General features: G+C 43.0%; 26 protein-coding genes. All 26 read right to left on the reverse strand.

The features are described from left to right. Position 1 precedes the first annotated feature (1 nt). The 26 genes from JL719_RS15550 to JL719_RS15675 all read right to left on the reverse strand — a co-directional run bounded on the left by JL719_RS15550 (position 2) and on the right by JL719_RS15675 (position 25426). Positions 2-922, reverse strand: coding sequence for a glycoside hydrolase family protein (locus tag JL719_RS15550; protein ID WP_033155228.1), 921 nt, complete (start codon positions 920-922; stop codon positions 2-4). Next, on the reverse strand, positions 919-1584 hold the full coding sequence (locus JL719_RS15555) for an acetyltransferase (RefSeq protein ID WP_033155229.1): 666 nt from the start codon (positions 1582-1584) through the stop codon (positions 919-921). Before JL719_RS15555 ends, JL719_RS15550 begins: the two co-directional genes overlap by 4 nt. 2 nt (positions 1585-1586) lie before the next feature. After that, positions 1587-2216, reverse strand: a complete 630-nt coding sequence (locus JL719_RS15560; protein ID WP_033155230.1) for a methyltransferase domain-containing protein — start codon at positions 2214-2216, stop codon at positions 1587-1589. A gap of 95 nt (positions 2217-2311) precedes the next feature. Continuing rightward, a complete protein-coding gene (locus JL719_RS15565) occupies positions 2312-3304 on the reverse strand; it encodes a class I SAM-dependent methyltransferase (protein WP_051669599.1) in 993 nt (330 codons plus the stop codon). 30 nt (positions 3305-3334) lie between these two features. Beyond that, positions 3335-4165, reverse strand: coding sequence for a phytanoyl-CoA dioxygenase family protein (locus JL719_RS15570; protein WP_033155231.1), 831 nt, complete (start codon positions 4163-4165; stop codon positions 3335-3337). Next, on the reverse strand, positions 4162-5106 hold the full coding sequence (locus tag JL719_RS15575; protein ID WP_033155232.1) for a glycosyltransferase family 2 protein: 945 nt from the start codon (positions 5104-5106) through the stop codon (positions 4162-4164). Before JL719_RS15575 ends, JL719_RS15570 begins: the two co-directional genes overlap by 4 nt. After that, on the reverse strand, positions 5103-5798 hold the full coding sequence (locus JL719_RS15580) for a WbqC family protein (protein WP_033155233.1): 696 nt from the start codon (positions 5796-5798) through the stop codon (positions 5103-5105). The genes JL719_RS15575 and JL719_RS15580 overlap by 4 nt, the downstream gene beginning before the upstream one ends. 129 nt (positions 5799-5927) lie before the next feature. Then, positions 5928-7547, reverse strand: a complete 1620-nt coding sequence (locus JL719_RS15585; protein ID WP_033155234.1) for a hypothetical protein — start codon at positions 7545-7547, stop codon at positions 5928-5930. 42 nt (positions 7548-7589) lie between these two features. Beyond that, complete coding sequence (locus JL719_RS15590) at positions 7590-8243, reverse strand: hypothetical protein (RefSeq protein ID WP_033155235.1); 654 nt, start codon at positions 8241-8243, stop codon at positions 7590-7592. Continuing rightward, positions 8240-9511, reverse strand: coding sequence for a hypothetical protein (locus JL719_RS15595; RefSeq protein ID WP_033155236.1), 1272 nt, complete (start codon positions 9509-9511; stop codon positions 8240-8242). Before JL719_RS15595 ends, JL719_RS15590 begins: the two co-directional genes overlap by 4 nt. Before the next feature lie 30 nt (positions 9512-9541). Further along, on the reverse strand, positions 9542-9967 hold the full coding sequence (locus JL719_RS15600) for a GtrA family protein (RefSeq protein WP_084153194.1): 426 nt from the start codon (positions 9965-9967) through the stop codon (positions 9542-9544). Next, positions 9951-10892: a glycosyltransferase family 2 protein gene (locus JL719_RS15605; RefSeq protein WP_033155237.1), complete on the reverse strand. Its 942-nt coding sequence runs from the start codon at positions 10890-10892 to the stop codon at positions 9951-9953. The genes JL719_RS15600 and JL719_RS15605 overlap by 17 nt, the downstream gene beginning before the upstream one ends. A gap of 11 nt (positions 10893-10903) precedes the next feature. Next, positions 10904-12685, reverse strand: a complete 1782-nt coding sequence (locus JL719_RS15610; RefSeq protein WP_174843458.1) for a thiamine pyrophosphate-binding protein — start codon at positions 12683-12685, stop codon at positions 10904-10906. A gap of 15 nt (positions 12686-12700) precedes the next feature. Next, positions 12701-14014 carry a lipopolysaccharide biosynthesis protein RfbH gene (gene rfbH, locus JL719_RS15615; RefSeq protein ID WP_033155238.1) on the reverse strand — a complete coding sequence of 438 codons (1314 nt, stop codon included), beginning with the start codon at positions 14012-14014 and terminating at the stop codon, positions 12701-12703. A gap of 25 nt (positions 14015-14039) precedes the next feature. Continuing rightward, positions 14040-15122 carry a CDP-glucose 4,6-dehydratase gene (rfbG, locus tag JL719_RS15620; RefSeq protein ID WP_033155239.1) on the reverse strand — a complete coding sequence of 361 codons (1083 nt, stop codon included), beginning with the start codon at positions 15120-15122 and terminating at the stop codon, positions 14040-14042. Then, positions 15116-15883, reverse strand: coding sequence for a glucose-1-phosphate cytidylyltransferase (rfbF, locus tag JL719_RS15625; protein ID WP_033155240.1), 768 nt, complete (start codon positions 15881-15883; stop codon positions 15116-15118). Before rfbF ends, rfbG begins: the two co-directional genes overlap by 7 nt. Positions 15884-15915: 32 nt before the next feature. Further along, a complete protein-coding gene (locus JL719_RS15630; RefSeq protein ID WP_033155241.1) occupies positions 15916-16917 on the reverse strand; it encodes an NAD-dependent epimerase/dehydratase family protein in 1002 nt (333 codons plus the stop codon). Then, positions 16917-17993, reverse strand: coding sequence for a 3-dehydroquinate synthase (locus JL719_RS15635; protein ID WP_033155242.1), 1077 nt, complete (start codon positions 17991-17993; stop codon positions 16917-16919). The genes JL719_RS15630 and JL719_RS15635 overlap by 1 nt, the downstream gene beginning before the upstream one ends. Continuing rightward, the gene (locus JL719_RS15640) at positions 17977-18669 is read right to left on the reverse strand and encodes an SDR family oxidoreductase (protein WP_033155243.1); all 693 of its coding nucleotides are present in this window, start codon (positions 18667-18669) and stop codon (positions 17977-17979) included. The genes JL719_RS15635 and JL719_RS15640 overlap by 17 nt, the downstream gene beginning before the upstream one ends. Before the next feature lie 13 nt (positions 18670-18682). Next, positions 18683-19537, reverse strand: a complete 855-nt coding sequence (locus JL719_RS15645) for an aldolase/citrate lyase/malate synthase family protein (protein ID WP_225892867.1) — start codon at positions 19535-19537, stop codon at positions 18683-18685. Positions 19538-19581: 44 nt separating this feature from the next. Next, positions 19582-20121 (reverse strand): dTDP-4-dehydrorhamnose 3,5-epimerase, encoded by a 540-nt coding sequence (gene rfbC, locus JL719_RS15650; RefSeq protein ID WP_033155244.1) that lies wholly within the window; start codon positions 20119-20121, stop codon positions 19582-19584. Beyond that, positions 20121-21005, reverse strand: a complete 885-nt coding sequence (rfbA, locus tag JL719_RS15655) for a glucose-1-phosphate thymidylyltransferase RfbA (protein WP_033155245.1) — start codon at positions 21003-21005, stop codon at positions 20121-20123. Before rfbA ends, rfbC begins: the two co-directional genes overlap by 1 nt. Positions 21006-21007: 2 nt before the next feature. After that, complete coding sequence (rfbD, locus tag JL719_RS15660) at positions 21008-21904, reverse strand: dTDP-4-dehydrorhamnose reductase (protein ID WP_033155246.1); 897 nt, start codon at positions 21902-21904, stop codon at positions 21008-21010. Between the two features lie 24 nt (positions 21905-21928). Continuing rightward, positions 21929-22999, reverse strand: coding sequence for a dTDP-glucose 4,6-dehydratase (rfbB, locus tag JL719_RS15665; protein ID WP_033155745.1), 1071 nt, complete (start codon positions 22997-22999; stop codon positions 21929-21931). A gap of 110 nt (positions 23000-23109) precedes the next feature. Then, the gene (locus JL719_RS15670) at positions 23110-23793 is read right to left on the reverse strand and encodes a sensor histidine kinase (RefSeq protein ID WP_033155247.1); all 684 of its coding nucleotides are present in this window, start codon (positions 23791-23793) and stop codon (positions 23110-23112) included. A gap of 4 nt (positions 23794-23797) precedes the next feature. Further along, a complete protein-coding gene (locus JL719_RS15675; RefSeq protein ID WP_033155248.1) occupies positions 23798-25426 on the reverse strand; it encodes a tetratricopeptide repeat-containing response regulator in 1629 nt (542 codons plus the stop codon). Positions 25427-25467 lie beyond the last annotated feature (41 nt).

A 25467-nucleotide genomic window follows, 5' to 3' on the forward strand; every position in this document is an offset into this window, starting at 1 on the left:
ATTACCCATAAGTTAAAACAGCCAATCCAAACCCTGTCTTGCCAAAGCCATTGCCGTTATAGAGCATATATCGATGGCCTTTGTGCTCAAAAACAAATGGATACTCAATCATTTCAGAATCCCATCCATAAATAGAAACATCAATGCCCGCGTCTGCCAAGGATAACTCCCACTGCTTTCCATCATTACTAAAAGAATATCCAATTCGGTATTTACCTCCAATATCGCTTCGATAGGAGAACCACATCTTAAATCCGTTTTCTGAATCACCTATAACTGTGGGCCTAGAAAAGGCTTGCGCTCTTCCAATTTCGTAAGGTATTGCTAACCCTTTACGATTCCATTTGTGTCCGTCATGAGAAGAAGCGTATTTGATCGGAGCTAACATTTCTCCATTGCCAATATCCCAAGTTGTAACTGAGCTATACCACATGCTATAACCGTTCTCATCCTTTTGGACCCAAGGATAAGAAAGACTTATGGGATCAACATCATCAGATCCCATTAGAGGAATATCAGAATCTAGCTCTAAACTCCAATCCGGCTTTAAAATCAATCTACCAATATCGCCCCGCCAATGCCCCTGTTTAGGCGTCTGCCAACCCATAAAAAGCATATAGGTTATCCCATTAACCTCATAGCAATTACCGATGCTAACGCCGTCAGCATAAAAACAACCCTCAGGTCCATGTACAAAAAAGGGTTCACTATGCTCACAAACAAGTTCGCGTGTTAGGATATCGATATCAACTGCACCAACCGAAGAGCGATTATTCGCATCTCTGCCGCTAAAAAAAATACGGTATACATCATCTTTCAGTAACACGGGCAGAGGATTTGAAGCATGGGTCATGAGTTTGGGATGAAGCCCGTTACTAGGGGTACTGTAGAGCAGTCCTAGCTTTTGCCATTTGCTATTCATATTCCCCTTAATCTGGTACTTGGAATTTTTGATCGATCTGTTGCCATTCCCATGTAAACACCTTCGGGTTCAGCATTCACGAGCAACAATGCTCCAGCTCCAATAACGCATTTTTCGCCAATTTTAATGTGATCTCTGATTGTCGCGTTAACACCAACGAAACATTGCTCCCCAATTTCGACCCCTCCAGAAATAACGACATGAGAGGCGATGAAGCAATGATCTTTAATAGTAGAGTGATGACCGATGTGATTGCCGCTCCAAAGTGTTACGTTATTACCAATCGTAACGTAAGGCTGAATTGTGTTGTCTTCAAAAATAAAACAGTTATCACCAATTCGCCCTTCGTTTAAAATTGTAGCCCTGCTACTAACATAACTTGCTAACTGGTATCCTTTTGCTTTGGCCGACGAATACTTTTCTTTACGAACTGCATTTAGTTTCGAGTAACTAAGTGCGATAAAACACTCATACTCTTCTGGGCTATACTGCAGAATAATATCTTCAAATGCCACGACTGGAAGACCGCAAAAAAATGAGTCCGTTATATATGCTCTGTCAACTGTAAAAGCCACGACTTCATAATCTGAGTCATTACTGAAATAAAAATAGGCAAGCTGTGCTATTTCACCGCAACCGAAAATTACAAGCCGATTCTTCATAATTATTTCCTTACCAATATCGTGAACTCATACAGCCCATAATCATGCAGCAAAGCCACATTTCGCGAATAGCGGCGCTTACACAAATCAAACAAGGCACACGGGTCCGCATAATAGAGGTAATCGCGCATCTTATCTGCGTCCGAATAAGCGGTAAGACAATTAAACGCAAATCCTCGACTGGCATATTGGGACATAGCATCCAAAGTCGTATGAATATAATCAATCCAAGTATCGTCTGAATACTCAAGCTTGACGTTAAAAACGCCGCTTGCCAAACAATAATCTGTGACTTCTAGCATTTGACTTCCAACATTAAACCTAACATTTGACTGATCGCAATGCTCTATCCTCGCAGCATCGATCATTTCAGCGGAGACATCGTATCCGAGGTACTCAAATTTTTCGAAACGAGCTGCCAAATAGTCCGCCAATGCGGCATAACCACAACCATAATCGGTTATAGAAAACTCATCGCAGGCACCCGCGTCAAGCAATTTACATAATTGACTGAACCGCAAAACTTGGCTAGCCTCTCCATTCCAGTCCACACCCTTAGGACTTACCCCATGCTCGACAATCTTTCTACCGTAGTAATTCCCTATGTCTTTAATTAGTTTTTCAGCAGTCATAATATCGGGCAATCTAAACTATTAAACAAATATATGAATCAAAAATAACCGCATCGTTGCGAGCAGGAGTCACGCCGTAGCTATTAAACATTATGTTATATGTTAGACAGTTTATCATTAATAATTTCTTCCATTAAATCATGAATTGATATACCTCTTTTTTTTGCTTCACTTATTAATCTGTTTTTTGACAATTCAGTAACACCTTCAAGCATTCCAAAATACCTGGTCCTCGCCGTACCTCCACGCAATCCTTTATGAATAACATCTATATTCATTTTTGGAAAACCAATATACGGAGAAAAAGAAATAAGATAAAAGCAATTTCCTAAAACATAGGTTATCTCAATATTATCTGCATTGTATGGAAGCGCGTCCAAGGGAGCATTAGAGGCCCACAATCTATTATTATTAATTGCTATTTCTGCATACGGAGTACCTCTTAAATGTGATGCAATCCCTTCATCACCAAACATCACTTTACCGCCAATCTTGCATACACGCTCCATCTCAGAAATAGCCTTCCCAATATCTCCAAATAAATTAATACCACCAAAATGATAAACCGCATCAAAATACCTAGATGCATAAGGAAGAGATTTGGCATTTGAAACAGAAAAACATAAATTATTAAATTTATTTATGTCACTGCTTTTTTTAACCATTGCCAAACTAAAATCCTGAGCATGTAATTCACCTTCTTCGCCAATAATATTCATAATCAGCGGAATATCCTCACCCAGACCACACCCAATAACTAAAACCTTCATACCTTTAGCAAGGTTTAAACGATTTATAGTTTTAACTCTGAAAAAGGACTCTTGCTCATCAAATGTTTCGAAAAGCCAGTTTAAAAAATTACGATAAATTTCGGTAGATCCCTCTGAATTATACATTTTCAGATTAATATCATCAGTTTCTGTTAAAGAATACGGCTCAATAAAATCGATAACCAACGGGTTGGAGTTTACAAATTTATACAATACACCGTTACTATTAACTAATCCGTTGAAGCCATCAAGCTTAAGCTCACTTTGTACAACAGGATCAGAAAATGCCTTATATAAGGAAATATTTTTGTTAACCATTTAGTTTTTCCTAAAATAGCGAGCCAATAATCAGTAATATTTATTTTTACGCATTGCGAAATATTGCCCAACGGAACTCGCTTCCATATAATCATATCCAAGAATTTCTTTTGCCTCTTGAGATAATGTATTATCATTTATATTGTTTGGTATACTAATCTGTTGTTTAAAAAACGGGATGTTATAGAGATGATTAACCGCGCGACGCTCATAATTTGTTTTATTAAACCCACCGGAATGAAACAGCATACAATCGAGCACAATAAATGAACCAGCTTTTGCCTCTACTTGTATAGCATTACGTTGAATATAACTTAACGAAGGAAATGGTTCTGATAAATGCGATGCAGGAAGTACAAATGTTGCCCCATTTTCAAATGTAAAATCGTCAACACAGAATAAGGCATTGATAGCGAGAGGTTTTGTAGACACAAAGTGCTGATAAGGCAAATCCCGATGCCAAGCTCCTTGATTATAAGTCTCTAGCGGAGGATTGATAACTCCATTTTGCTGATTAAGCACAAACTTTCCTGAAATCAAGCGCCGTAGCACTAACAGAAGATTTTCATTCAAAGCAAGACCAATAAAAACGCCAACTCCTCCATTATGAGTTAAAGGCGACCGAATAGTGTGATATTCATTTATATCTCTAAGCAATTGTTCTCCGTACATCGAAATATATCTCTTTCGAATACGATTAAATTCATCCGAAATATCCTTCAGCTCAGATAACGAATAGCCCCCGTCAACAACTGCATAACCAACTCTTGTAACTTGCTCAACAACCTCATCAATCACTGACTCCACTTGACACTGCTGCCAAACTCCATATGAACCACTAGGTATACTATTAACTGTCATTTTGCACCTCGCGATTGTTGAACATGTCTATAAACATGCCGAATTATCGTATATGGCCGTTGTTTGACCTCGGAAAATACCTTTGATATGTAAATACCTTGCACGCCAATAAAAAAAATAATCAATCCAGAAAACAACCATATTGATGCAATAATTGAAGTGTATCCACTAGGCGGCGAAGCGATGAAAAAAAACCTGAAAGAAAGATAGGCAATGTAGATCAATGCGGAAATCGAGATAACGAATCCTGAGTAGAATGTGAATACTAATGGAAGACTACTAAAAGATGTTACCGCGTTGACGAAATGACTAAATCTTCGAGAGATAGAGTATGTCGAGGGGCTACTTGAGTGTTTTTTGACAATTGATTGGCATTGTTTAAACCCAGTGATAATCCAAAGTCCGCCAATATTAATTTCCCGTTCCTGATGTAACAGCAAGGCTTCAACGTACCTTCGTGACATTAGCCGGGCAGTGACGATATTATTTGGCTGAGCTATTCCAGTAAAAACTCGAAATAAACCATAAAACAAAACACCAGTGATTCTTTCAAAAAAACCTCCTTTGCGCTTGGATTGAATGCCGTATACAACATCGCATGCCTCCGATTCCATTTGCCTTATGAAAGGTAGCAACCATTCTGGTTCTTCCTCAAGATCGCTATCAATCAAAAACACTCGCTCACCTTGCGCTATCGATAAACCGGTCATCATCGCTTTGTGATGGCCGAAATTACGCGACAGATCGACAACAATCACATGGGGATCTTGCTCACTAAGCTTTACAGCAAGATCGAGACTGTTATCCGGAGAACCGTCGTTAACTAGTATTATTTCGTATTCACCACCTGTTAATTCAATCGCGGCAGCGGTTGCCCTAGCATGGAACTCATTAATATATAGTGCCGATTGATAAAGAGTAGCAACAATTGAAAGCTTCATGGGCTAACATACCTCATATAACTACGCGAATCTTTACCGCAATTGAACAAAAGATCCAGTATGGTAACACCATGCGTGAAATCACCCCAAAGTTGCGGGTACTCAGGATATCCAGCATAATCGAACCACGTAAGCTTGATACCTATTTCTCCAAATACGTGTTCGTCAATATAGCCTTTAGCGGATGGACCTGAAATATATTCTGAACCACCAGCTTGAACACAAAGATTTGCAAGGCGTTCTGTTTTACCATCAATAAGATGGTAATCCCATGAATTAGATATTACAGTTTGTATACCTAAATATTTACAAACAACCTCAATAAACCTCCGGTTCAACTGGGAGATATATATGAAAGATTCGCCTTTATAGATAGGTTCAATAAGTGAGGCAATCTCATCAAAATAAGGAGTTCGACGATAGTTTTGCTCAAGTGCTTTCCAATGCATTCCCGACCAGTCATTGCCATCAATTTGGGTTTCTCGAATCTTCTGAAGATACTTACCTTTCACTTGCACGGGAATTGTTAACCATTGAAGACCTTGAGGCGTCTTAATTTGATTGCGATTCCGCCAATCTCGACGAGTATATTGCATATCGTCATATAGAATAAACTCATCTACTGCAGCAATAATGTCAAAATAGCCTTTCCAAGGGATATAATTTGATTGAAGGATGGCTACCTTTTTCATATTAACAAAATTCCTTATAAGCCAGATAAGCCTGCATGTTATAAATCAAACCATTTTAAATACTTATGAGCGCAAGATATAAAACACGAAATAAACACCTACACAACTAAGTTACCAAATAATTTATTTTTATAGATAGTTATAGTTTGCACAACACAACCCGTTATTTTTATGTTCATATACTAGCCCTGCGTGCTCAACATAACTACACCTAGCAATAACCCCTCTAGGCTTAGCAATATCAAGCACTCTTTTAGTGCCCAAGCCAGTCAGCTGCCCCTGCAAGTCGAGATAGGTAATTGGAAATAGTATAGAAAAACGCTTCATGCTTTCATAGGTTAAATCGTCGACAATAATTCTGCCTTTATCCATATTCAGTTTACATGCGCTAGCCAACTCCAAAATATCATGATTAACTGCGCCGAGACTATTCAACGCAATTGATGGACCCACAAAGCCTTCCTTTAAATATTTGTTGAATAATACAAAATTCACAAGTAGGGATGAAGCAACTACACAAACACAGACTAACGCATATATATTTATAAGATGCTTAAAGTATCCAGACCTAAAACCAGCAAGAGATAGACAAACAACAACAACAATTACATAATTAAGAAAAAAAGTCCTATAAAAATTATGAGCCGCGTCATAAGCATACAAAAAAACAATCGGAGAAACAATCAAACACAGAAGCAAATATTTTATATCAAAATATTTTTTACAGGTGTATTTCGCCTTAAAATAACAAAATAACCCATTAATCATCTTAAAAACGCTAAAAAATAAAACCCAAAAAAATATAAAAAGATTAAAAAACAGAATAATCCGTATAAACCAATTTAAAAACCTTAGTTTAATAAAATAAACTATAGACTCAGGTTCGACGGAGGGCAAGTAACCAATCGCATATTCACTATTATAAAGAAACGGCTGAGAATAACCGACAAAGTTATTATTAACCCAGCTAAAGAATCCCTGCAATACAACTGCATGTATATCAACTGTCATAGAAGACAAATAACTCTGTATACCAGGGTAATTGTCGCATGACATGCCCCGACTAAACCCAATAATAGCTGCAATTGACATACCGAACAAATATGCAACAGATAATATCGTGGGAATAATTTTATACGTGAATGATCGACATAGTAATATTGCAAGAACTATAGACAGCGGAACAAATAACACCCCTTGAATATGCACATAAACCGACAATGATGCACTAGCCAGCAAACCAACCAATACAAAAATACCGATATAAAGCTTACGAACTTCAGAATTATCCCAATAAACAAATGAGAGTAAGCAGAAAAGCAAATTAAGCAAATGAATAAATTCAGGACGAGCCATCGTTAGCCCGGAGCCAGCAACCCCAATAAATCCTGTTGAAATAATTAGTACCGCAAGTGGATTTACACCCTTGACAGCCTTCTTAGCCACATATAATGCTATCGTCAAAGTAACCAATAATGGAAAAATACGAAACTGCACAGGATTTACCAAAAGCATAGTTTTAGACAATAACCACGCTGGTAATGCAAGCAGCATCGGGACTTTCAGCCCCCAAGCCGAGCAAAGTGCAAACAACCCGTGAGAAACGCCCTTATCCTGAATAAACCTTCCCGCATAGAATTGCAATGCAACTTCATCAGGATAATAAGGCATGTCACGCCAAACAATTAAAGACAGAATACACAAACCACTGACAGCGATTGCCAAATAGTTTTTTTGAGAAATCACCATGATTTGAATAGATTATCCGACTATAAAATACAACCTATAGACTCACGACCTATGATATTCAACAATTAGCAAACTTGAAAACATCCACATAAATAACGCCACCAAATATACCGTTATATAATCGATAGATACAATATCAAATGACTTTGACGCGGGAGCCACGATTTCTGTTGGCCTCATGCTCAAAATAATCAATTTTAGCTGGGAAATTGTTTCAACGACCTGACTATTGCATTCTTTCTTGTCTAAAATTTTCTCCCAATAAAGTATTTCACTTTTGACACTATTGAGTTCTTTGTTTAATTTTTGCTGATGATGATCGACAATTTTCTGAGCTAAAGCAGAAACTAAGCGTTCAGCATCGTCAACAGAATCCCAATGGACTAGTATCTTAATTGCTTTATTATTATCGATAGGATGCGTCCTAATTCTCTTTGAAAGGCCCGTAGGAGATACGTTATTAGCAGTCGCCACCGAAATTAAGGTTTCTGAGTTACGTAAATATTCGATGGATTCCGCCGCGCCAGCAATGGGCGTATCGTTATCAAATTGACCTAATTTAATTATAACTTGCGCCTCATATTTAACAGGCATTACTTCCAGTAAAATAAAGGCCATCAAAACCCACAATAGGAGATTTAAACCTATATATCCTTTATTTTGTATAAGCGCATCAACTAGGCTTTTAAATGTCATGAAAATTTCCTTAAAGATACTAAAACCGGGTAACTCATGATTATCAACATGAAAAGCAGACAAAATGGACGAATATATGCACCAAATGTCAATCCGGTTGATACATCCACGTAATGCTGCGAAAGAAAACTAAATTGATTGAACTCAATTATCGGACCAACCACAAAATCCAGAGGAATCAACAGCACAAACATGATTATCCTTCTATATTTATTAGCATAACTTCCAATTAAAATTGCACTTAAATATGGCAGTAACAAAATAACTGCATACCCACCAGGGGAATCAGTAGCGACCATCATAGAAAGCAAAACAACTACGCTTAATTGCTCCCAAGTAAAAAAATGAGCTTTTCGCGCCGATAAAAATAAAATAGACGCCGCAACAAAAAGAACAAACCACCTTAAAAAGTGCGCAGTCAAATAGAGGATTACCGGAATCCTGTCCTGATAGTAAAAGACAGCTTTCGACCATGAACTAAGCGAAGTTGTGTACCAAACTTTCTGAAAAAAATCCGAATTAACAGCGCCGGAAAAAGAAAACATATTTTCGAAAATTTGCCTATAGTTTCCATCTTCCAAGACAATCATACTTATTTGATTAATCAATAATGATGCAAAAAAACTTATCAGAAAGTATGTATATTCTCTTTTAAAAAACGGCACGAACCAGAGCACTATTAAATACTGCTTAATATTTATAGCCAACGCAAGAAATACTGCGCCTTTCCAATTGGCGCCAAAAGCCTGAGAAAAAGCCAACAACATAAAAGCAACTATAATATAGTTGCCTCTTTCTAACGCATAAAGCCCGGGAAATTGCATCAGCAACGCAAGAAATATAACAATCTCAACCGAAATATATTTTATACCCACCTGCTTTACGATTAATTTTGTACATACAAAAATTGCACAAAAATAAAACAAAAATAGCCAAGCGATAGAATATGGCGAGCAATCTCGTAACTCTGCCGGTAAAACAACGGAAGCACAATAATCCGGCACTAACATTTGCGCCAATGCAAATACGCTTATCGGATAAATTGATTGCCATATGTCATAACGCCCATCATTTAGACTCCAATAATTTGTATTATAGAAGTCCATAAATGTATCTAAAGGCGCAAAGAAAAATGGCGGCATTGCATAACCGCTGGATTCAAAATACTTGACAAAAAAGATCAGAAAAACCAACTCTGAAAAGATTATCCAGACAAACCACCAATGAATATTTTTATTTTTTACACAAACACTATCAGCTGAAGTCATTCAATATGCCATCCATACTAGATAGTAAATTTAAGATAACTTACTTTGCGCACCATTCTTTTTAAAAGAAAATCGGCGATGCAAGATATAACTGCTTATCACAGTAATAGATACTATAATTGCTTGGGCAATCAATGTATGTAGATTAAGTCTCTCGACCAAAAGAGGTAATGCTATTAAATTAAAACCAAAAGCACCAAGGTAAACCATATTAAACCTAAAAAATTCTTTCAACCACCGCCCTTTCACGCGAAACACATAAATCCTATAACCCAAATATGCATTAATCACCGATACAAAATGACTTATGATTAAAAGCCACACATAATGTAAATCATGGTGTAGGAAAAACCAAATAACTGCAAAAAAACCATACCCAAAAGCGGTATTGTACAAACCTACAAATAAATAACGAATTTTTTCGTTACCCCAAAAACGTTTAGTTATTGAACCCAACTTGCTTTCTCACGATAAAATTAGGTCGATTCTTCACTTCCTCGTATATCAAACCAATATATTCTGCAACAATACCCAACATAGTAAATAATATTCCGAACATCAAAAACATAACGGTCATAATGGTCCCATATCCAGCAAACGGCACACCCCAGAATATTGCTTTTACTATTGTCCATACTAATAGGATAAAAGACGCCGCAGATATGGTTATTCCCAATATAGTAATAAGCTTTAAAGGCACATAAGAATGGGCCAATATGCCTTTTAACGCCAGTTCGATAACCTTGAAAGTGTGAGCTCCTGATACGCCGGCAAAACGTTCGGCACGCTCATGCTCAATACCTATGGATTTATATCCCACCCAGGCGAATAGTCCACGAATAAAACGGTTGCGTTCGTGTATGGAATTGATGGTTTCGTATACTTTTCTATCAATCAGCCTGAAGTCGCTAACATTTCTGGGAACCATGCCGTTGGTCAAACCGTTGGCCACCCAATAAAACAATTGCGAGTTAAAACGGCGAATTAAGCCCGTGCCATTACGTTTGGTAACAATACCGTAAACGTTTTCATATCCCTCTTCCCATTTTTTGATGAACTGAGTTATTAAATGTGGTGGATCTTGCAAATCCGCAGTCATGATCACGGCAGCATCACCAGACGCATAATTCAGTCCAGCTGTAATGCCGCCATCCATTCTAAAATTACGCGCCAGTTGCACAATTTTAAACCGCGGATCTTTCTCATGTACCGCGCAGAGCTTTTCGTAGGTATTATCTTGAGAACCGTTCTCTACGATAATAGCTTCAAAATCGTATGCGCTATTTTCCGCAAATACTGCTGTTAATTGTTTAGCCAATTCATCAACATTGTCCTGCTCGTTATAAGCAGGAATTACCACTGAGATTAGTTTTCTATTCATACTGGATATGTTTATTGCAAATATTGCGCTACTACGGAATATAGATTCTCATCCAAGTCCGGAGTCATTTGGTGCAAGGGATTTGATTGCATCGAACCTGTTTCCGTTACCCTACTGGTAATTTTGGGAAAATAGGTTTGTTCCGGATCTATCGGTACAACAAACCCAGCCGGTTCATCGCTTGCGAATAGGCGTTGGAATTCCGGGTCTTGCTCGAAATTGGCATCGAGTTTGATACAAGGCAGATTAAAGGCTTTAAATAAGGTTAGCCAATCCGGCAAACCCAATCCCGAGGACTGGTCGCAACCAATATAGGCACCATTAAAATAATTTCTTTGCGTCATGCGAATGGATGCATAGCCATTATCGTTAAAAATGAAAATTTTCAGATTTAACTTATTGACAGCAACCGTGCCCAACTCCTGTAAATTTTGGGCAAATCCACCATCGCCTTCCACTAGAACTGTCCTGCGCTGCGGATAGGCGAAAGCCGCGCCTATTGCTCCGCTCAAACCGTACCCCATCGATGCCAAGCCCTTGTTTGTCACAATGTGTTGGCCGCGCTGTTGGGCGAAGGTTTGCATCATCACGGTAAAGGCTCCACCGCTACTGCAAGGAATGACATTATCCGTGTCTCGGCAGTGTACCGACAAACGGCTGACAAAATCGTACGGCGATAAATAATGCTCTGCCGTGTTATTGATCGGCTCGATCAACGGCAATTGGGCTTTCACTTTTTGGCAAAAAGCCACCCATTCGGCATGCTCGCCAAGGCTAGCTGCCGCCAATGCTTGTAACACTTGATTGGCATCGCCTTGCAAACCGCAATCGACGCGGGGATGGCCTTTGCTAAGCTCGGTAGGGTCGCATTCCACTTGCACTACTCTGCCGTTAGGTACGAACTCCTGCCAGTTAAACCCGGTTTGTTGCAGACCCAAACGGGTTCCCAGTGCGATCAGCAAATCGGCTTGTTGCATCAATAAATTGCTGTAACGTTGCCCCCAGGTATTGGGGCGGCCAAAATACAAAGGGTGATCCGCTGCCACCCTATCCGCGCCATTCCATGTGGTTGCCAAAGGAATACCCATGGGTTCCAAAGCCTCGTATATCTTTTCTACCGTCTGTCTGGCAACACCCGCTCCAATCAATAAAAACGGCCGTTTTGCCGTGCGAACATCGTCGATTAGGCGTTGGATTTCGGCTGAATGTATAGGTGGAATTGCTTGTTTAGCGGCTGGAACAAATTCGCATAGCGGATCGTTTACATCAACTGGCGCACCTTGAATATCCAACGGAATTTCAAGAAACACCGGACCTTTGCGGCCTGTAACCCCGGCGTCGATAATCCGATTAAATGCCTCACAGGAAATCAAGCTATCCATCAGCACTGATTTTGAGGTGATCGGCTTGACTATATCCACACCATCAATCTCTTGAATGCCGCGCTGGCGTACTTGTTGCCGGCAAAGATCGGCTGTCTTTACTTGCCCACCTATCACCAACAATTCCCGGCTCTCCAAATAAGCACCCGCCACTGCGGTGACAATATTGGTTAAGCCGGGACCGGCGGTTACCAGAGCAAAGGCTTTGCCATCGGTGCTTATTTCGTTGAAATATTCTGCTGCTATACCGGCTGCCACCTCATGCACCACGCTAACGCATTTGAAATGACGATTCACGCTGGCGAGAATGTGCATGATATTGCCGCCCGCCACGTAAAAGCAGTGGGTATATCCTTTTTCTTTTAACCAATCGGCCAATAGATCGCTATATTTTATGGTCTTGTTTTGCATTGATTGTTTGCCAACTTATTGACGGATACCAAAAAAGATTTCTATTTTCTCGGCAACAAATTCCAACATCTCGGTGGTTAAGGCCGGATAAATACCGATCCAAAAAGTTTGCCGCATAATTCTATCGGTCACATCCAATGAGCCGGAAATTCGATATTGTCTGCCTTTCATATAGGGCTGACGGGTCAAGTTTCCGGCAAACAGCAAGCGGGAGCCGATTTTGTATTTATCCAGATATTTCAACAATTCCACGCGCTCGTGACCTGAGTCTTCCTTCAGCGTGATAGGAAACCCAAACCATGAGGGATCCGATCCCGGTGTGGCTTCCGGCAGAATCAAATACTGCTCGCAAGTAGCCAAGCGTTGCTTCAGGAATTTAAAATTACGTTTTCTGATTTCAATCAATTCCGGCGCACGCTCTAACTGCGCTAAGCCACAGGCCGCCTGCATATCGGTAATTTTTAAGTTATAACCCAAGTGCGAATAGGTGTATTTGTGGTCGTAGCCTGCCGGCAAATCGCCTAACTGCCAACCGAAGCGTTTTTTACAGGTATTATCAACACCGGGGGCGCAGTAACAATCCCTTCCCCAATCCCGAAACGACTCGATGATAGTTTTCAGACGGCGACTGCTGGTAAATACCGCGCCACCCTCGCCCATGGTGATGTGGTGAGCAGGGTAAAAACTGAGCGTACCAATATCGCCGAAGGTACCGACATTACGGCCCTTGTAGGTTGTGCCCAAGGCATCACAGCAATCTTCTATCAACCAGAGATTGTATTTTTTTGCGATTTCGACGACTTTATCCAGGTCAAACGGATTGCCCAGCGTGTGGGCAATCATAATTGCTTTGGTTTTAGGCGTGATGGCCGCCTCGATTTTACTGGGATCGATGTTGTAGGTTGGTATTTCCACATCGACAAATACCGGAACAAGGTCGTAAAGCAGAATGGGATTAACCGTTGTGGGAAAACCGGCCGCTACGGAAATGACTTCATCGCCTTTCTGTAAGGCACGATCACCCAGTTTTTCGGATGTCAAACAGGCAAAAGCCAGCAGATTCGCAGAGGAACCGGAATTGACCGTCAACGCGCTGCTAACCCCGATAAACTCTGCCAATTGCTTTTCAAACTGGTCGTTAAATCGTCCGGTAGTCAACCAACCGTCCAGCGAGGCTTCGACCATATAACTAAGTTCTTTAGCGCCGAGAATTTTACCCGAAGGCGGCACTACGGACTGTTCCGGAACGAAAGCTTTTTCGGCATAACGTTCGGCGGCGTATTGTTCAACCAAATCCAAAATCTGCGCTTTTAATGTATTTTCTGTCACTGTCTTATCTTTGTGTTCAATAAAATTAATGTTGATCAGCCGTCAAAAACTGCTCTAACTGCTCCACGCAGACTTGCCGCATATCCTTGCCTTGTTGATAGGCCAGGTTCCAGTCGACAATCATCGCCAACGCTTGGGCCAGAGTCCAACGCGGTACCCAACCCAGAAGGGTCTTGGCTTTGGAGCAATCAAGCTTCAAATAGTGCGCTTCATGCGGCTGCTCACTACCATCGATTTGCCAACTTGCGCCATTGCCCCATAAATCTGCCAGTTTTTCCAATATCCACGATACGGGTTGCGCATCTGCTTCGCCAGGCCCGAAATTCCAGCCCTCCGCATATCGGCCGCCTTGTTTATACAGTTGTTCTGCCAGCAGGACATAGCCGGTAACCGGCTCCAGTACATGCTGCCAAGGCCTGATGGCCGTAGGGTTACGAATCGTCACAGCCTCCCCTGCCATGAAAGCCCTAATAATATCGGGGATTAAACGATCTTGAGCCCAATCCCCGCCGCCGATCACATTACCGGCACGCACCGACGCCACCGCCACACCGTGCTCAGCGTAGCGTTCGCTGGGAAAAAAGGAATTACGATAGCTGGCAGTCACCAACTCTGAGCAGCCTTTGCTGTTGCTGTAAGGATCGAAGCCGCCCATCGGCTCGTTTTCACGGTAGCCCCACAACCATTCCTTGTTTTCATAGCATTTGTCGCTGGTGACTATCACGACTGACTTTACCGACGCAGTGTGCCTGACCGCCTCTAGTAAATTAACCGTACCCATCACATTGGTGGCATAGGTTTCCACCGGCTGTTGATAGGAATAACGAACAAGCGGTTGCGCGGCCAAATGAAACACAATCTCAGGTTGAAAACTTTGCATTTCCGCCATCACGCTGGCTAAATCGCGAATATCGCCTTCAACGTGCTGCAGTACCGAAGCCACATCAGCCACTTGGAATAAGCTGGGCGCAGTAGGCGCCGGTAACGCATACCCTTTGATCTCCGCACCTAACCGGTGCAGATATAACGCCAACCAACCGCCTTTAAATCCGGTGTGCCCGGTTATAAAAACCCTTTTGCCTCGCCAAAAATCGCTATGCTCTACCATATTTTCCACGGTGCTTTTTGCTGTTGCCAAAGCTGTTCCAAATGCTGTTTATCTCTTAATGTGTCCATGGGTTGCCAGAAGCCTTTGTGGAAATAAGCGTGCAGCTGATTGCTGTTCGCCAGGCGCTCCATCGGTTCTTTTTCCCATAGCGTTTCATCGCTATCGATTAAATCGAACACTGCCGGTGACAACACAAAAAAACCGCCATTGATCCAGGCACCGTCGCCCTGCGGTTTCTCCTGAAAACTCTTGATGCGGCTACCCACCAATTCCAAGGCACCAAACCGGCCGGGCGGTTGCACGGCGGTCACTGTTGCGGCGTCATTGTGAGAATGATGAAAATCGATCAACGCATGAATGTCGACATCGCCGACCCCATCCCCGTAAGTAAAACAGAATGTTTCATCGCCGACATAATCGCGAACTCTTTTTAAGCGACCGCCCGTCATGGTTAACTCACCGGTGTCAACCAAGGTCACCTTCCATGGCTCTGCATATTTTTGATGCACCTGCATCTCGTTATGCTCCATATCGAAGGTCACATCCGACATATGTAAAAAGTAATTCGCAAAATACTCCTTAATAATATAGCCTTTATAACCCAAACATATTATAAATTCGTTAATTCCATAATGAGAATATAACTTCATTATATGCCATAAAATAGGCCTGCCGCCTATTTCAATCATCGGCTTAGGCTTCACCGAGGTTTCTTCATTAATACGAGTGCCCAATCCACCCGCAAGAATAACCAACTTCATTAATATTTCCTCTTGGTTATAGACATAATCATCTACCCACTACATGTATTCAAATTACGAATATACTCGGCAGTTTCTAAAATCTGTAGATCCAGACCTGTTACGGGAAATTCGAACCCCTTTATAATGTCTTTAATAGGCTGCTCATTTCCCAAATAGCTATCGGGTTCCCCATTTATCATATTCGGACGTTCAACTGTTAAGTCAGCAGCATTAAGGAGATTGCATACTTTTTCAGCTAACTCACCCACTTCCACCGTTTCATCACCCACGGTGTCGAAACAGACGATGTTTTCGAAACGTTCCGAAAACATCAGGCGAATACAGATCAGCAGTAAATCCAGTATGTAAATATAAGACCGAAACACGGGCTTATTTGCCCGAATTAACACATTTTCTCGGGCTACGACATTTGCAATAATCGAGGACAAGGCATAAGCATTTAGCTTATTGATATATGGCCCGCTTAGATTAAATATTCTCGGGATAAGAAGTTTTATATCAGCTTTACGGCATATCTCTTGAAATCGCAACTCATCTTCATATTTTAATCTACCATACAGATTTGCAGATTCATCTCTATTACTATCGTTTAAATAATCGTAGACTGCTCCGGACGACGACAATAGCACAGCTTTTACCTGTGATTGTTCCAATACCTGTGTCACCAAGCCCTGAATAACTTTATTCAAGCGAATATATTCATCGTCTGAATATCCGCCAACCTTATCCTTGGTTAAAAACGCAAAGTGAAACAAATAGAGAGTATGTTGCGTATGCCGATGGGTGATTTCCGCCAAAGGTCTAACAGATACCGTACGGCCATCAGCCAATACTATCTGCTGTTCGCGCGATCCATAGCCTGATACCCGCTGGTTAAATTCATCGCCGTACAAAGCGGAGAACAATTCCAGAGTTGCCCGACCTAACCAGCCGCTGGCACCGGTCACAGCAATATGGCTTTGTTTACTAAATAGGTGATCTAATATAAATGAATAATCAGCGCCAAACGCTTTTTCGAAATCAAAAGCCATTATTTGTAGCTCTGACTAATGACTGAACTAATCGCAGACTTCAAATTGATTATATTTGCCTCGGTTTTATCGATAAATAACCGTTCTAACGCTCCGGAACCATTCACACTGATAATAATAAAATGACTGGTGGAATGCTTTTTATCGGATATAAAACACTCAAAGACTTTTTCCACATCAATTCGCTGGATAATTTCCTTCAGCATCGGAATTTCATCCAATAAGCCAATGACATAATCTTTCAACTGTTGAGTATCCGCCGGAATGTGCTCCAGGCCACCGCTCACTTGGGCATAGTTAATAGCAATCAGCATGCCTAACCCAACCGCTATGCCATGGCTCACTTCAAAATTGGAAGCACCTTCCAAAGCATGCCCGAAGGTATGACCAAAATTCAGTAATAAACGCTCGGCCTTATCAAATTCATCAATTTCGATAAACCATTTTTTTGCTTTTAAACTTAATTCAATGACGTCCGCATACCCTTCTACATTCATATCCATTTGCGGATTTAACCGCATATACTCAGAAAAACACGAACTTCCTTTGGCATAGCAAATCTTCACGGCCTCGCACAATCCGGCGATTTTCTGTTCTGAGTTGAGGGTTTTTACTAAATTCGGATCAATTATAATGGTTTCCGGGGGATGGAAGTTTCCAACCAGATTTTTATAACGTCCAACATTGATAGATGATTTACCCCCAATACAAGAATCCACCATACCCAATAGAGTGGTGGGAATATAATCCCATTTGATACCGCGCATATAAATCGATGCACAAAAGGTGGCTATATCCTGCAGGCTACCGCCACCGACGGCCGTCAATTTAGCTTGCCTTGTTAAGGCTAAATCTCGCATTTTTACGATTATCTCGGGTACGGATGTCAAACTCTTGGTTTCTTCATTCGCCGGCACCGCAATAACCTTGGCATTCCCGGAAAAAGCCGTTTCAAAAAAGTTATCGCATAACACGGCGCTATTCTCATCTTGCCGTTGTACTTCGGCAAAAGCACCGTTTTCTATTACCACGCGATAATTTGCAATACTGGATTGAATATCAAACGATACGGACATGACTAAACCCTAAGTCTGCACTAATAAATTGACCTGTTATACCGGTATTTTCCGGAGAACACAGAAAATAAACCATATTGGTCACATCCTCCAATGTGGCTAGTCGGTTAAACTTCGTCGCATCGATTATCTTTTTCAGTTGTTCCGGCGCAAGATTTTGATGAGTCATTGGCGTATCCAATGCCCCCGGCAAAACCGCATTAATTAAATAGCCGTCACGGGCAAGATCGGTTGCAGCAGAAAGCACTAATCCATGCAACGCGGATTTAGTCATGCAATACGATAACTTGTCCTGTCTGGCGATATTTTGCCATATTGAACTAATCACGGCTAAACGCGCATTTTCGGCTAATATATTTTCATTTAATAAAATATTTAATGCTTTGACAATAAACAAGCAATTAGCTTTATATAGTTCAATATTTTTATCTGTATCAACATTATAAACACTATCGTTACAATTCATCCCTTGCGCCCAACACACGGCATTGAATTGGCCTGCTGCTTTAAGCGCGGATAAATTCAAATTGTCATCGAATGGGTCAAATAAAATATGCTCAGGAAGCGCGCTTTGCTTTCTGGACGCTATAACGACCTGCCATCCCTTGGTATCGAATAATTGGCAAACATGTGCACCTATTGTACCGGTACCGCCGAAGACCAGAATTTTTTGCATTGCTTCGACCGAATTAATTGCTGTCTCTTAATACGTTCCAACGTCCCTCAAGCATCGCTATTCGAGACAGATCTTCCTTGGCAATAATGTCGTAATAATCGCGTTTATTCTGTAACCAAAGTAACTCAAAATGCACAGCGTTTAACAAGCCCTTTTCAATATCCGGCTTGTCTAACGAATGACCGGAAAATATGACTTTTCTGGTTTCAAATCGGGTAAGGTGAACCTGATTAATTTCTTTTAATGCGGGTAATGCATCAATGGAAACACCGCCGCCCACTACAAAATCCAAACCTTTTTCTTTACACTCTTTGGCAGTGGCAATGCAACATTCCGTTACTTGCGGCTGATTAATGGCATCTCTCGAATAACCTCGTGACAAGGAAAAATCTACACGGCCAAACACCATGCCATCGACACCGTTATCTTGCCTGGCTTGATCGGCCAAGCTTTGCACGACTTGAAACGCTTGTTCGGTTTCAATATTGAATAAAAAATCAGTATCTTGCTGCTCGTCTTCCGTGAATACTTTGTTCTTCGCGTCTATATACTTAGACAGCGCGTAAGTGCTTTCAATCATCGGCGCGATGATATGATCCACACCAATTAACTTACTCTCTAATAAATCCCGCATTGCTTCGCAACCGCCAATCTTCAAACCCACTTTCAGGTCAGCTCTGCGCACTATCTCAATCAGCCTCAACAGCTCGTCCGTTCTAGTACCTTCCGCTTCAAACTCGGCTTTAATGCCTTCGTATCCATACTCCTGCTTTCCCTTCTTTAAAAGGTCGAGCATTGAGCGTTCTCTTTTATTCATATAACTTCCTCTTTTATTGAAATCAAACCAAGCGGCAGCGATAAACTGCATGCTGCAGTGCCAGCCCGGCGGATATAAACATGTTAAATGTTAGGCTAACAGGCATCCTTGAACGTTGCGCCCAGCAAATCCTTGCTCGAAAGTTGCGGCACGCCCTCAAATGGCCAGGCGATTTTCAAATCTGCATCATTCCAGGTAATGCAACGCTCATATTCGGGCGCATAATAATCAGTGGTTTTATATAAAAACTCGGCTGTTTCGGACAGCGTTAAAAAGCCATGCGCAAATCCCTCTGGTATCCACATTTGCTGTCGATTTTCCACAGAAAGTATCTCGCCGACCCACTTTCCGAATGTAGGGGAATTCTTACGAATATCCACCGCCACATCGAACACCTCTCCCTGGACCACCCTCACCAACTTGCCTTGCGCCTTAGGCGGCAATTGGTAATGTAATCCGCGCAATACTCCTTTTTGAGATTTGGAGTGGTTGTCTTGAACAAAATTGACACTTAATCCTGTCAGCTCCTGAAAAACTTTTTGGTTGAAGCTTTCAAAGAAAAAACCACGTTCGTCACCGAATACTTTTGGTGAAAATAAAACGACATCGGGTATAGCAAGTCTAGTTGCTTGCATTAAAACACCTGCTTATTCAATAGGCCCAGTAAATACTGGCCGTAGCCATTTTTCGCCAATGGTTTGGCCAATTTTTCGATTTGCTCATCGCCAACCCAGCCGCTACGCCAGGCGATTTCCTCCGGACAGGCGATTTTCAAACCCTGCCGGGTTTCGATGGTTTCGATGAAATTGCTGGCCTCGATCAAACTGGCATGAGTACCCGTATCCAACCAGGCATAGCCGCGACCCATGATTTCGACGCTAAGCTGATTTAGGTCCAGATACATTTTATTGACGTCGGTAATCTCCAACTCGCCGCGCGGCGACGGCTGTAAATTGGCGGCTATATCGACGACTTGATTGTCGTAAAAGTACAAACCGGTAACTGCATAATTACTTTTTGGCTGCGTCGGTTTTTCCTCTAGCGAAGTTGCCCTACCCTGAGCATCAAAGCTGACGACACCGTAGCGCTCCGGGTCATTGACATGATAGGCAAAAACCGTTGCCCCTGAGGATTGATCGGTCGCGCGTTCCAATTGAACGTGTAAATCGTGGCCGTAAAAAATGTTGTCACCCAATACCAATGCACTGGGTTGCGCGCCGACAAAATCCCTACCGATGATAAAAGCTTGCGCCAACCCGTCGGGACTGGGTTGTACGGCATATTGCAGATTAATCCCCCAATCGCTGCCGTCACCCAATAAATGCTGAAACAAAGGGGTGTCTTGCGGCGTGGAAATGATCAAAATATCGCGAATCCCCGCCAACATTAGCGTGCTGAGCGGGTAATAAATCATAGGCTTGTCGTAAATCGGCAGCAGTTGTTTGGAAACCGCTTTCGTTACCGGATACAGCCGGGTGCCGGATCCTCCGGCCAGGATGATGCCTTTGCGCTGGTTCATAGTCACTTTCCGTACAGTTCAGACAACATTCGCTCGACACCCTTTTGCCAAGCCGGCAGTTGTAAATCAAACACGCTTTGCAACTTTTCGGTGTTCATACGTGAGTTTAATGGCCGCTGCGCCGGCGTTTGGTAAACGCTGGTGGGAATTGCCGTAACCGATTGTTTGTCGGTTTTCAGCGCCAGTCCGGCTTGACGGGCATAGTCAAGCACCAAATGTGCGTAGTCGTACCAACTGGTTTCGCCGCTAGCGGTTAGATGATAAACACCAGCCACTTCAGGTGTTTTCAAGGCATGACGAATGGCGTGGGCACTCACATCCGCCAGCAATTCGGCGCCGGTTGGCGTACCGATTTGATCGTTAATCACCGATAGCTGTTGCCGTTCTTGCGCCAGGCGCAGCATAGTTTTGGCAAAGTTATTACCTCTGGCTGCATAAACCCAACTGGTCCGAAAAATCAAATGCCGGCAATCGCTGGCCTGAATGGCTCGTTCCCCAGCCAATTTGCTTTGCCCATAGACATTCAACGGCCCAACCTGATCATCTTCCCGCCAGGGTTTATCACCGCTGCCGTCGAATACGTAATCCGTCGAATAGTGCAGCAACCACGCATCGATACGTTTGGCTTCTGCCGCCAAAACTCCCGGCACCACCGCATTGATCGTATTCGCCAAGTCGCTTTCCGACTCGGCCTTATCCACTGCGGTATAGGCAGCAGCATTGACGATGACATCGGGACGCAGCGCGCGAACCGTTTCGGCAATCCCGTTGGGGTTGCTTAAATCGCCGCAATAATGTTGGTCGAATCTGTCAAGCGCAAGCAATTCGCCCAAAGGCGCCAAACTGCGTTGCAACTCCCAACCCAGCTGGCCATTTTTACCGAACAATAAAACTTTCATTCACTCAACCATGCAAAGCATTGATCACGCAGTGCGCCCTGCATAGTTTTTATCGAGCCAGGACTGGTAGTCACCGGACAACACATTGCTAACCCAGGCTTGGTTATCCAAATACCACTGCACGGTTTTGCGAATGCCGGTCTCAAAGGTTTCCGCCGGTTTCCAGCCTAGCTCCCGTTCCAGCTTGCCGGCATCGATGGCATAACGTCTGTCGTGCCCAGGCCGGTCGGTGACATAGGTAATCTGTTCGGCATAGGATTTGCCGTCGCTACGCGGCTGCAGCTCATCCAGAATACTGCATAGCGTGTTGACTACATCCAGATTGGCTTTTTCGTTCCAACCGCCGACGTTATAAACCTCGCCAAGCTTGCCGGCTTCCAGCACCCGGCGAATCGCGCTGCAATGATCCTTCACAAACAGCCAATCGCGTATCTGTTGACCGTCGCCGTATATCGGCAAAGCTTTGCCGGACAAGGCGTTCTGAATGCACAGCGGGATGAGTTTTTCCGGGAAATGATAAGGACCGTAATTGTTGGAGCAATTGGTAGTCAATACAGGCAAACCGTAAGTATGGTGATAAGCACGCACCAAATGATCGCTGGCGGCTTTACTGGCTGAATAAGGACTATTGGGTTGATACTGGTGGGTTTCAGCGAACGGCGCATCGGTCTTTTCCAAAGAACCGTACACCTCGTCGGTAGACACGTGCAGTAAACGAAAAGCCTGCTTGGCCGGCTGTTCCAAGTTGTTCCAGTATTGCCGTACCGCTTCCAACAAACGGAAACTGCCGACGATATTGGTTTGAATAAAATCTTCCGGTCCGTGGATGGAACGATCAACATGTGATTCGGCAGCAAAATTGATCACGGCCCGAATCCGGTACTTTTGCAGTAAACTCAGCAGCAAATCGTAATCCGCAATGTCACCTTGAACAAATACATGCCTGTCATCGTCATGTAGAGAAGCCAAATTCTGTAAGTTACCCGCATAGGTCAATTTATCCAAATTGACGAGCAATTCGTCGCTTTGCGCCAACCAATCCAATACAAAATTGCTGCCGATAAACCCGGCCCCACCGGTGACTAAAATACTCATTTTTAAAGTTTTCTTATTTTTTCTAACCGTCTGCCCGACGAAAAACGCTATTATTACCGGGGCCATTGTACCTTAGTACCATCCTTCAGTGTCTAATGATTCTGCAATCCTTAAGGCAAAAAAAGTTTAAACCTCGCCCCACCCAAACGACTTTCGTTGTCGATCCGCACAAATCCGTTTTTCCCGGCATTTTTGTGCAGGCCGGCCATTACCGACACAAAATACAAACCCAGGCCGGTATTTCCCGACACCCAGTCCAATTCGGCAGTATCGTTTAAGTCCGCGGTTAAAAAATGAGGCGGATAACCCGCACCGTCGTCTTCGATGGCGATGGTTAGATAGCCGTCCTTCTCAGTCACGGCAATCAATACGGTTTTGTGGGTATAGCGCAACGCATTATTCAAGACAGCTGCCAGCGCATTGCTGATGATGGCGTTATCGCAGTAGCACATCTCGTCATCGCCACAATCCACTTGTAGATCAATGTTGTGCAATCCAGCCAAGCGCGCCTGTTGATGAATCGCTTCATCGAGAATATCGATTACCGGGCATTCTTCAATATGCAAACTAAATTTTTGCGAATCGACCTTATACATCACCAGCAATTGCATCAGACTGTGATTAATACGAGCCGCTTCGAATTCCAACTGATTTAATTCGGCAGACGGGCCGTCTTGTTTGGCAGCAGTTTGCCTAACCAGCTCCAGCAAGGTACCCAGTGAGTTTTTTATATCGTGAACGGTTGACGCGAGAATAGTCGGAAACAAATCGTTGTTTTTAGGATGGGTTTGCATGGTTTTAAGCCTTGACCGCTTGAGACTGCCGCAATTTCGCATACTCCATTTGTAATATCCCCAGCTTATGTGGATCAACGCCAATTTGCTTGGCTTTAATAAATAAAGCTCTGATGCGCTGATTTTTTTCTTCGCAAAACTCATTAACCTTCAAATCATGAATCATGATCTTCAACATATTCACGATGATGGTTTTATTATCCGGCATAGTCAGAATGGCCTGTTCGAACAAATCCAATGCTTCGGAAAACTTACCCTGTTTATAAAGCGCCACCCCTTTGTTGTTAGTCGCAATCAAAGCCTGCTTGGTTTTTTGAATCAGAATTTCCGAGTGATTATCCATGCCAATGCCGCTTTGCATGCGGCGTAAATCGTTCAAAAATTGTTCGTCGTCGATATGTGCATGAATCAGATCGTAAAGTATTTCTTCGGCTTTATCGTGTTCATCGCTGAGGAAGCAGGTTTTCACTACCTCCAACTGCAAGTCCCTGGGCGCTTTATTACCCAAGCGGCTGCATATATCCACCGCTTTTAGCAACGCTTTCTGCGACAACTCGTCGTTACCCAGCGTTTTATACACATCCGCCTCCACAGTCGAGGCGCGTAATTCCGCCTCGGGATGATTGGCATATTCTTTGCGCATTTCCTCCAGCGTTTTTAATGCCTCGTCCGCGGCATTGGTTTTGGCATAAAGCTTGGCCAATCCGGCAAAATCACTGCAGGAACGATGCACGGAATGCTTGCCCAGCTTCACCACCGACTTATAGGCCTTCTCGGCGGTTTCCAGATTGCCGTTCCGGTCCGCCGCTTCGGCCAGTTTTTTTTGCCTGAGTATCGATTGCGGCGACAATTGCAAAGCCTGCTGCAACACACTTTCGACGTCGCTGTACTGATCCAATGCTTCGTAGGCCTTGCCCAGCCAGTCGTAACACTCCATCAACATCGGATTGTCAGCCACCAGACTCTGAAAACCGGCAATCGCTTGTTCGATGTTATTGTTTTGAAAATCGATCACGCCCAAACCCAATCGGGCCCAGGGCAGTTCTCTATGCTCCAGAACTTCATGATATATCTGCCTGGCCTTGTCGAAATCGCCGGCGGAAATCGCCAGCTCGGCACGCATTTTCAGCAAATGCAAATGCATTTTCTTGTCCCCGGACAGCAATAGTGCATCGCATAACTGAATGGCTTTAGACAAATCGCCAGCGGCCAACGCCTTGTCGACACTGGCCATAAATTCCTTGCGGGCAAAATTACGTGTCAGCCGACTCATTAGTTGCTGCGCGTTGAAGGGCTTGGTCAGATACTCATCGGGCTTGCTGTCCATAACCCCCAACACCGCACTGGTAGTCTGCTCGGCGCTGATCAATACAAACACGCAGCGATAATCGATTAAATTCCGGTGTCTGGCTTCCTCCAGCACCTGCTGCCCGTTCTTACCCACACCCAGGTTGTAATCGCACAACACAATATCGAAACTGCTTTTGCTCATGGCATGGATCGCGGCTATGCCATTATCCGCTTCGACAACAGTGACGGCTTGCAAGCTATAAAGCATGTCGCGCATCGCTTTCCGAAACACGGGATTGTCCTCGACAATAAGGATACTTTTGCCGGCTAAACTAAAACTCATGGCAGAAAGGCTAATAAAACGCTCAAGAAATCGGCTCCATA

This window comes from Methylomonas sp. LW13, from assembly GCF_016865255.1.
Classification (GTDB): Bacteria; Pseudomonadota; Gammaproteobacteria; order Methylococcales; family Methylomonadaceae; genus Methylomonas.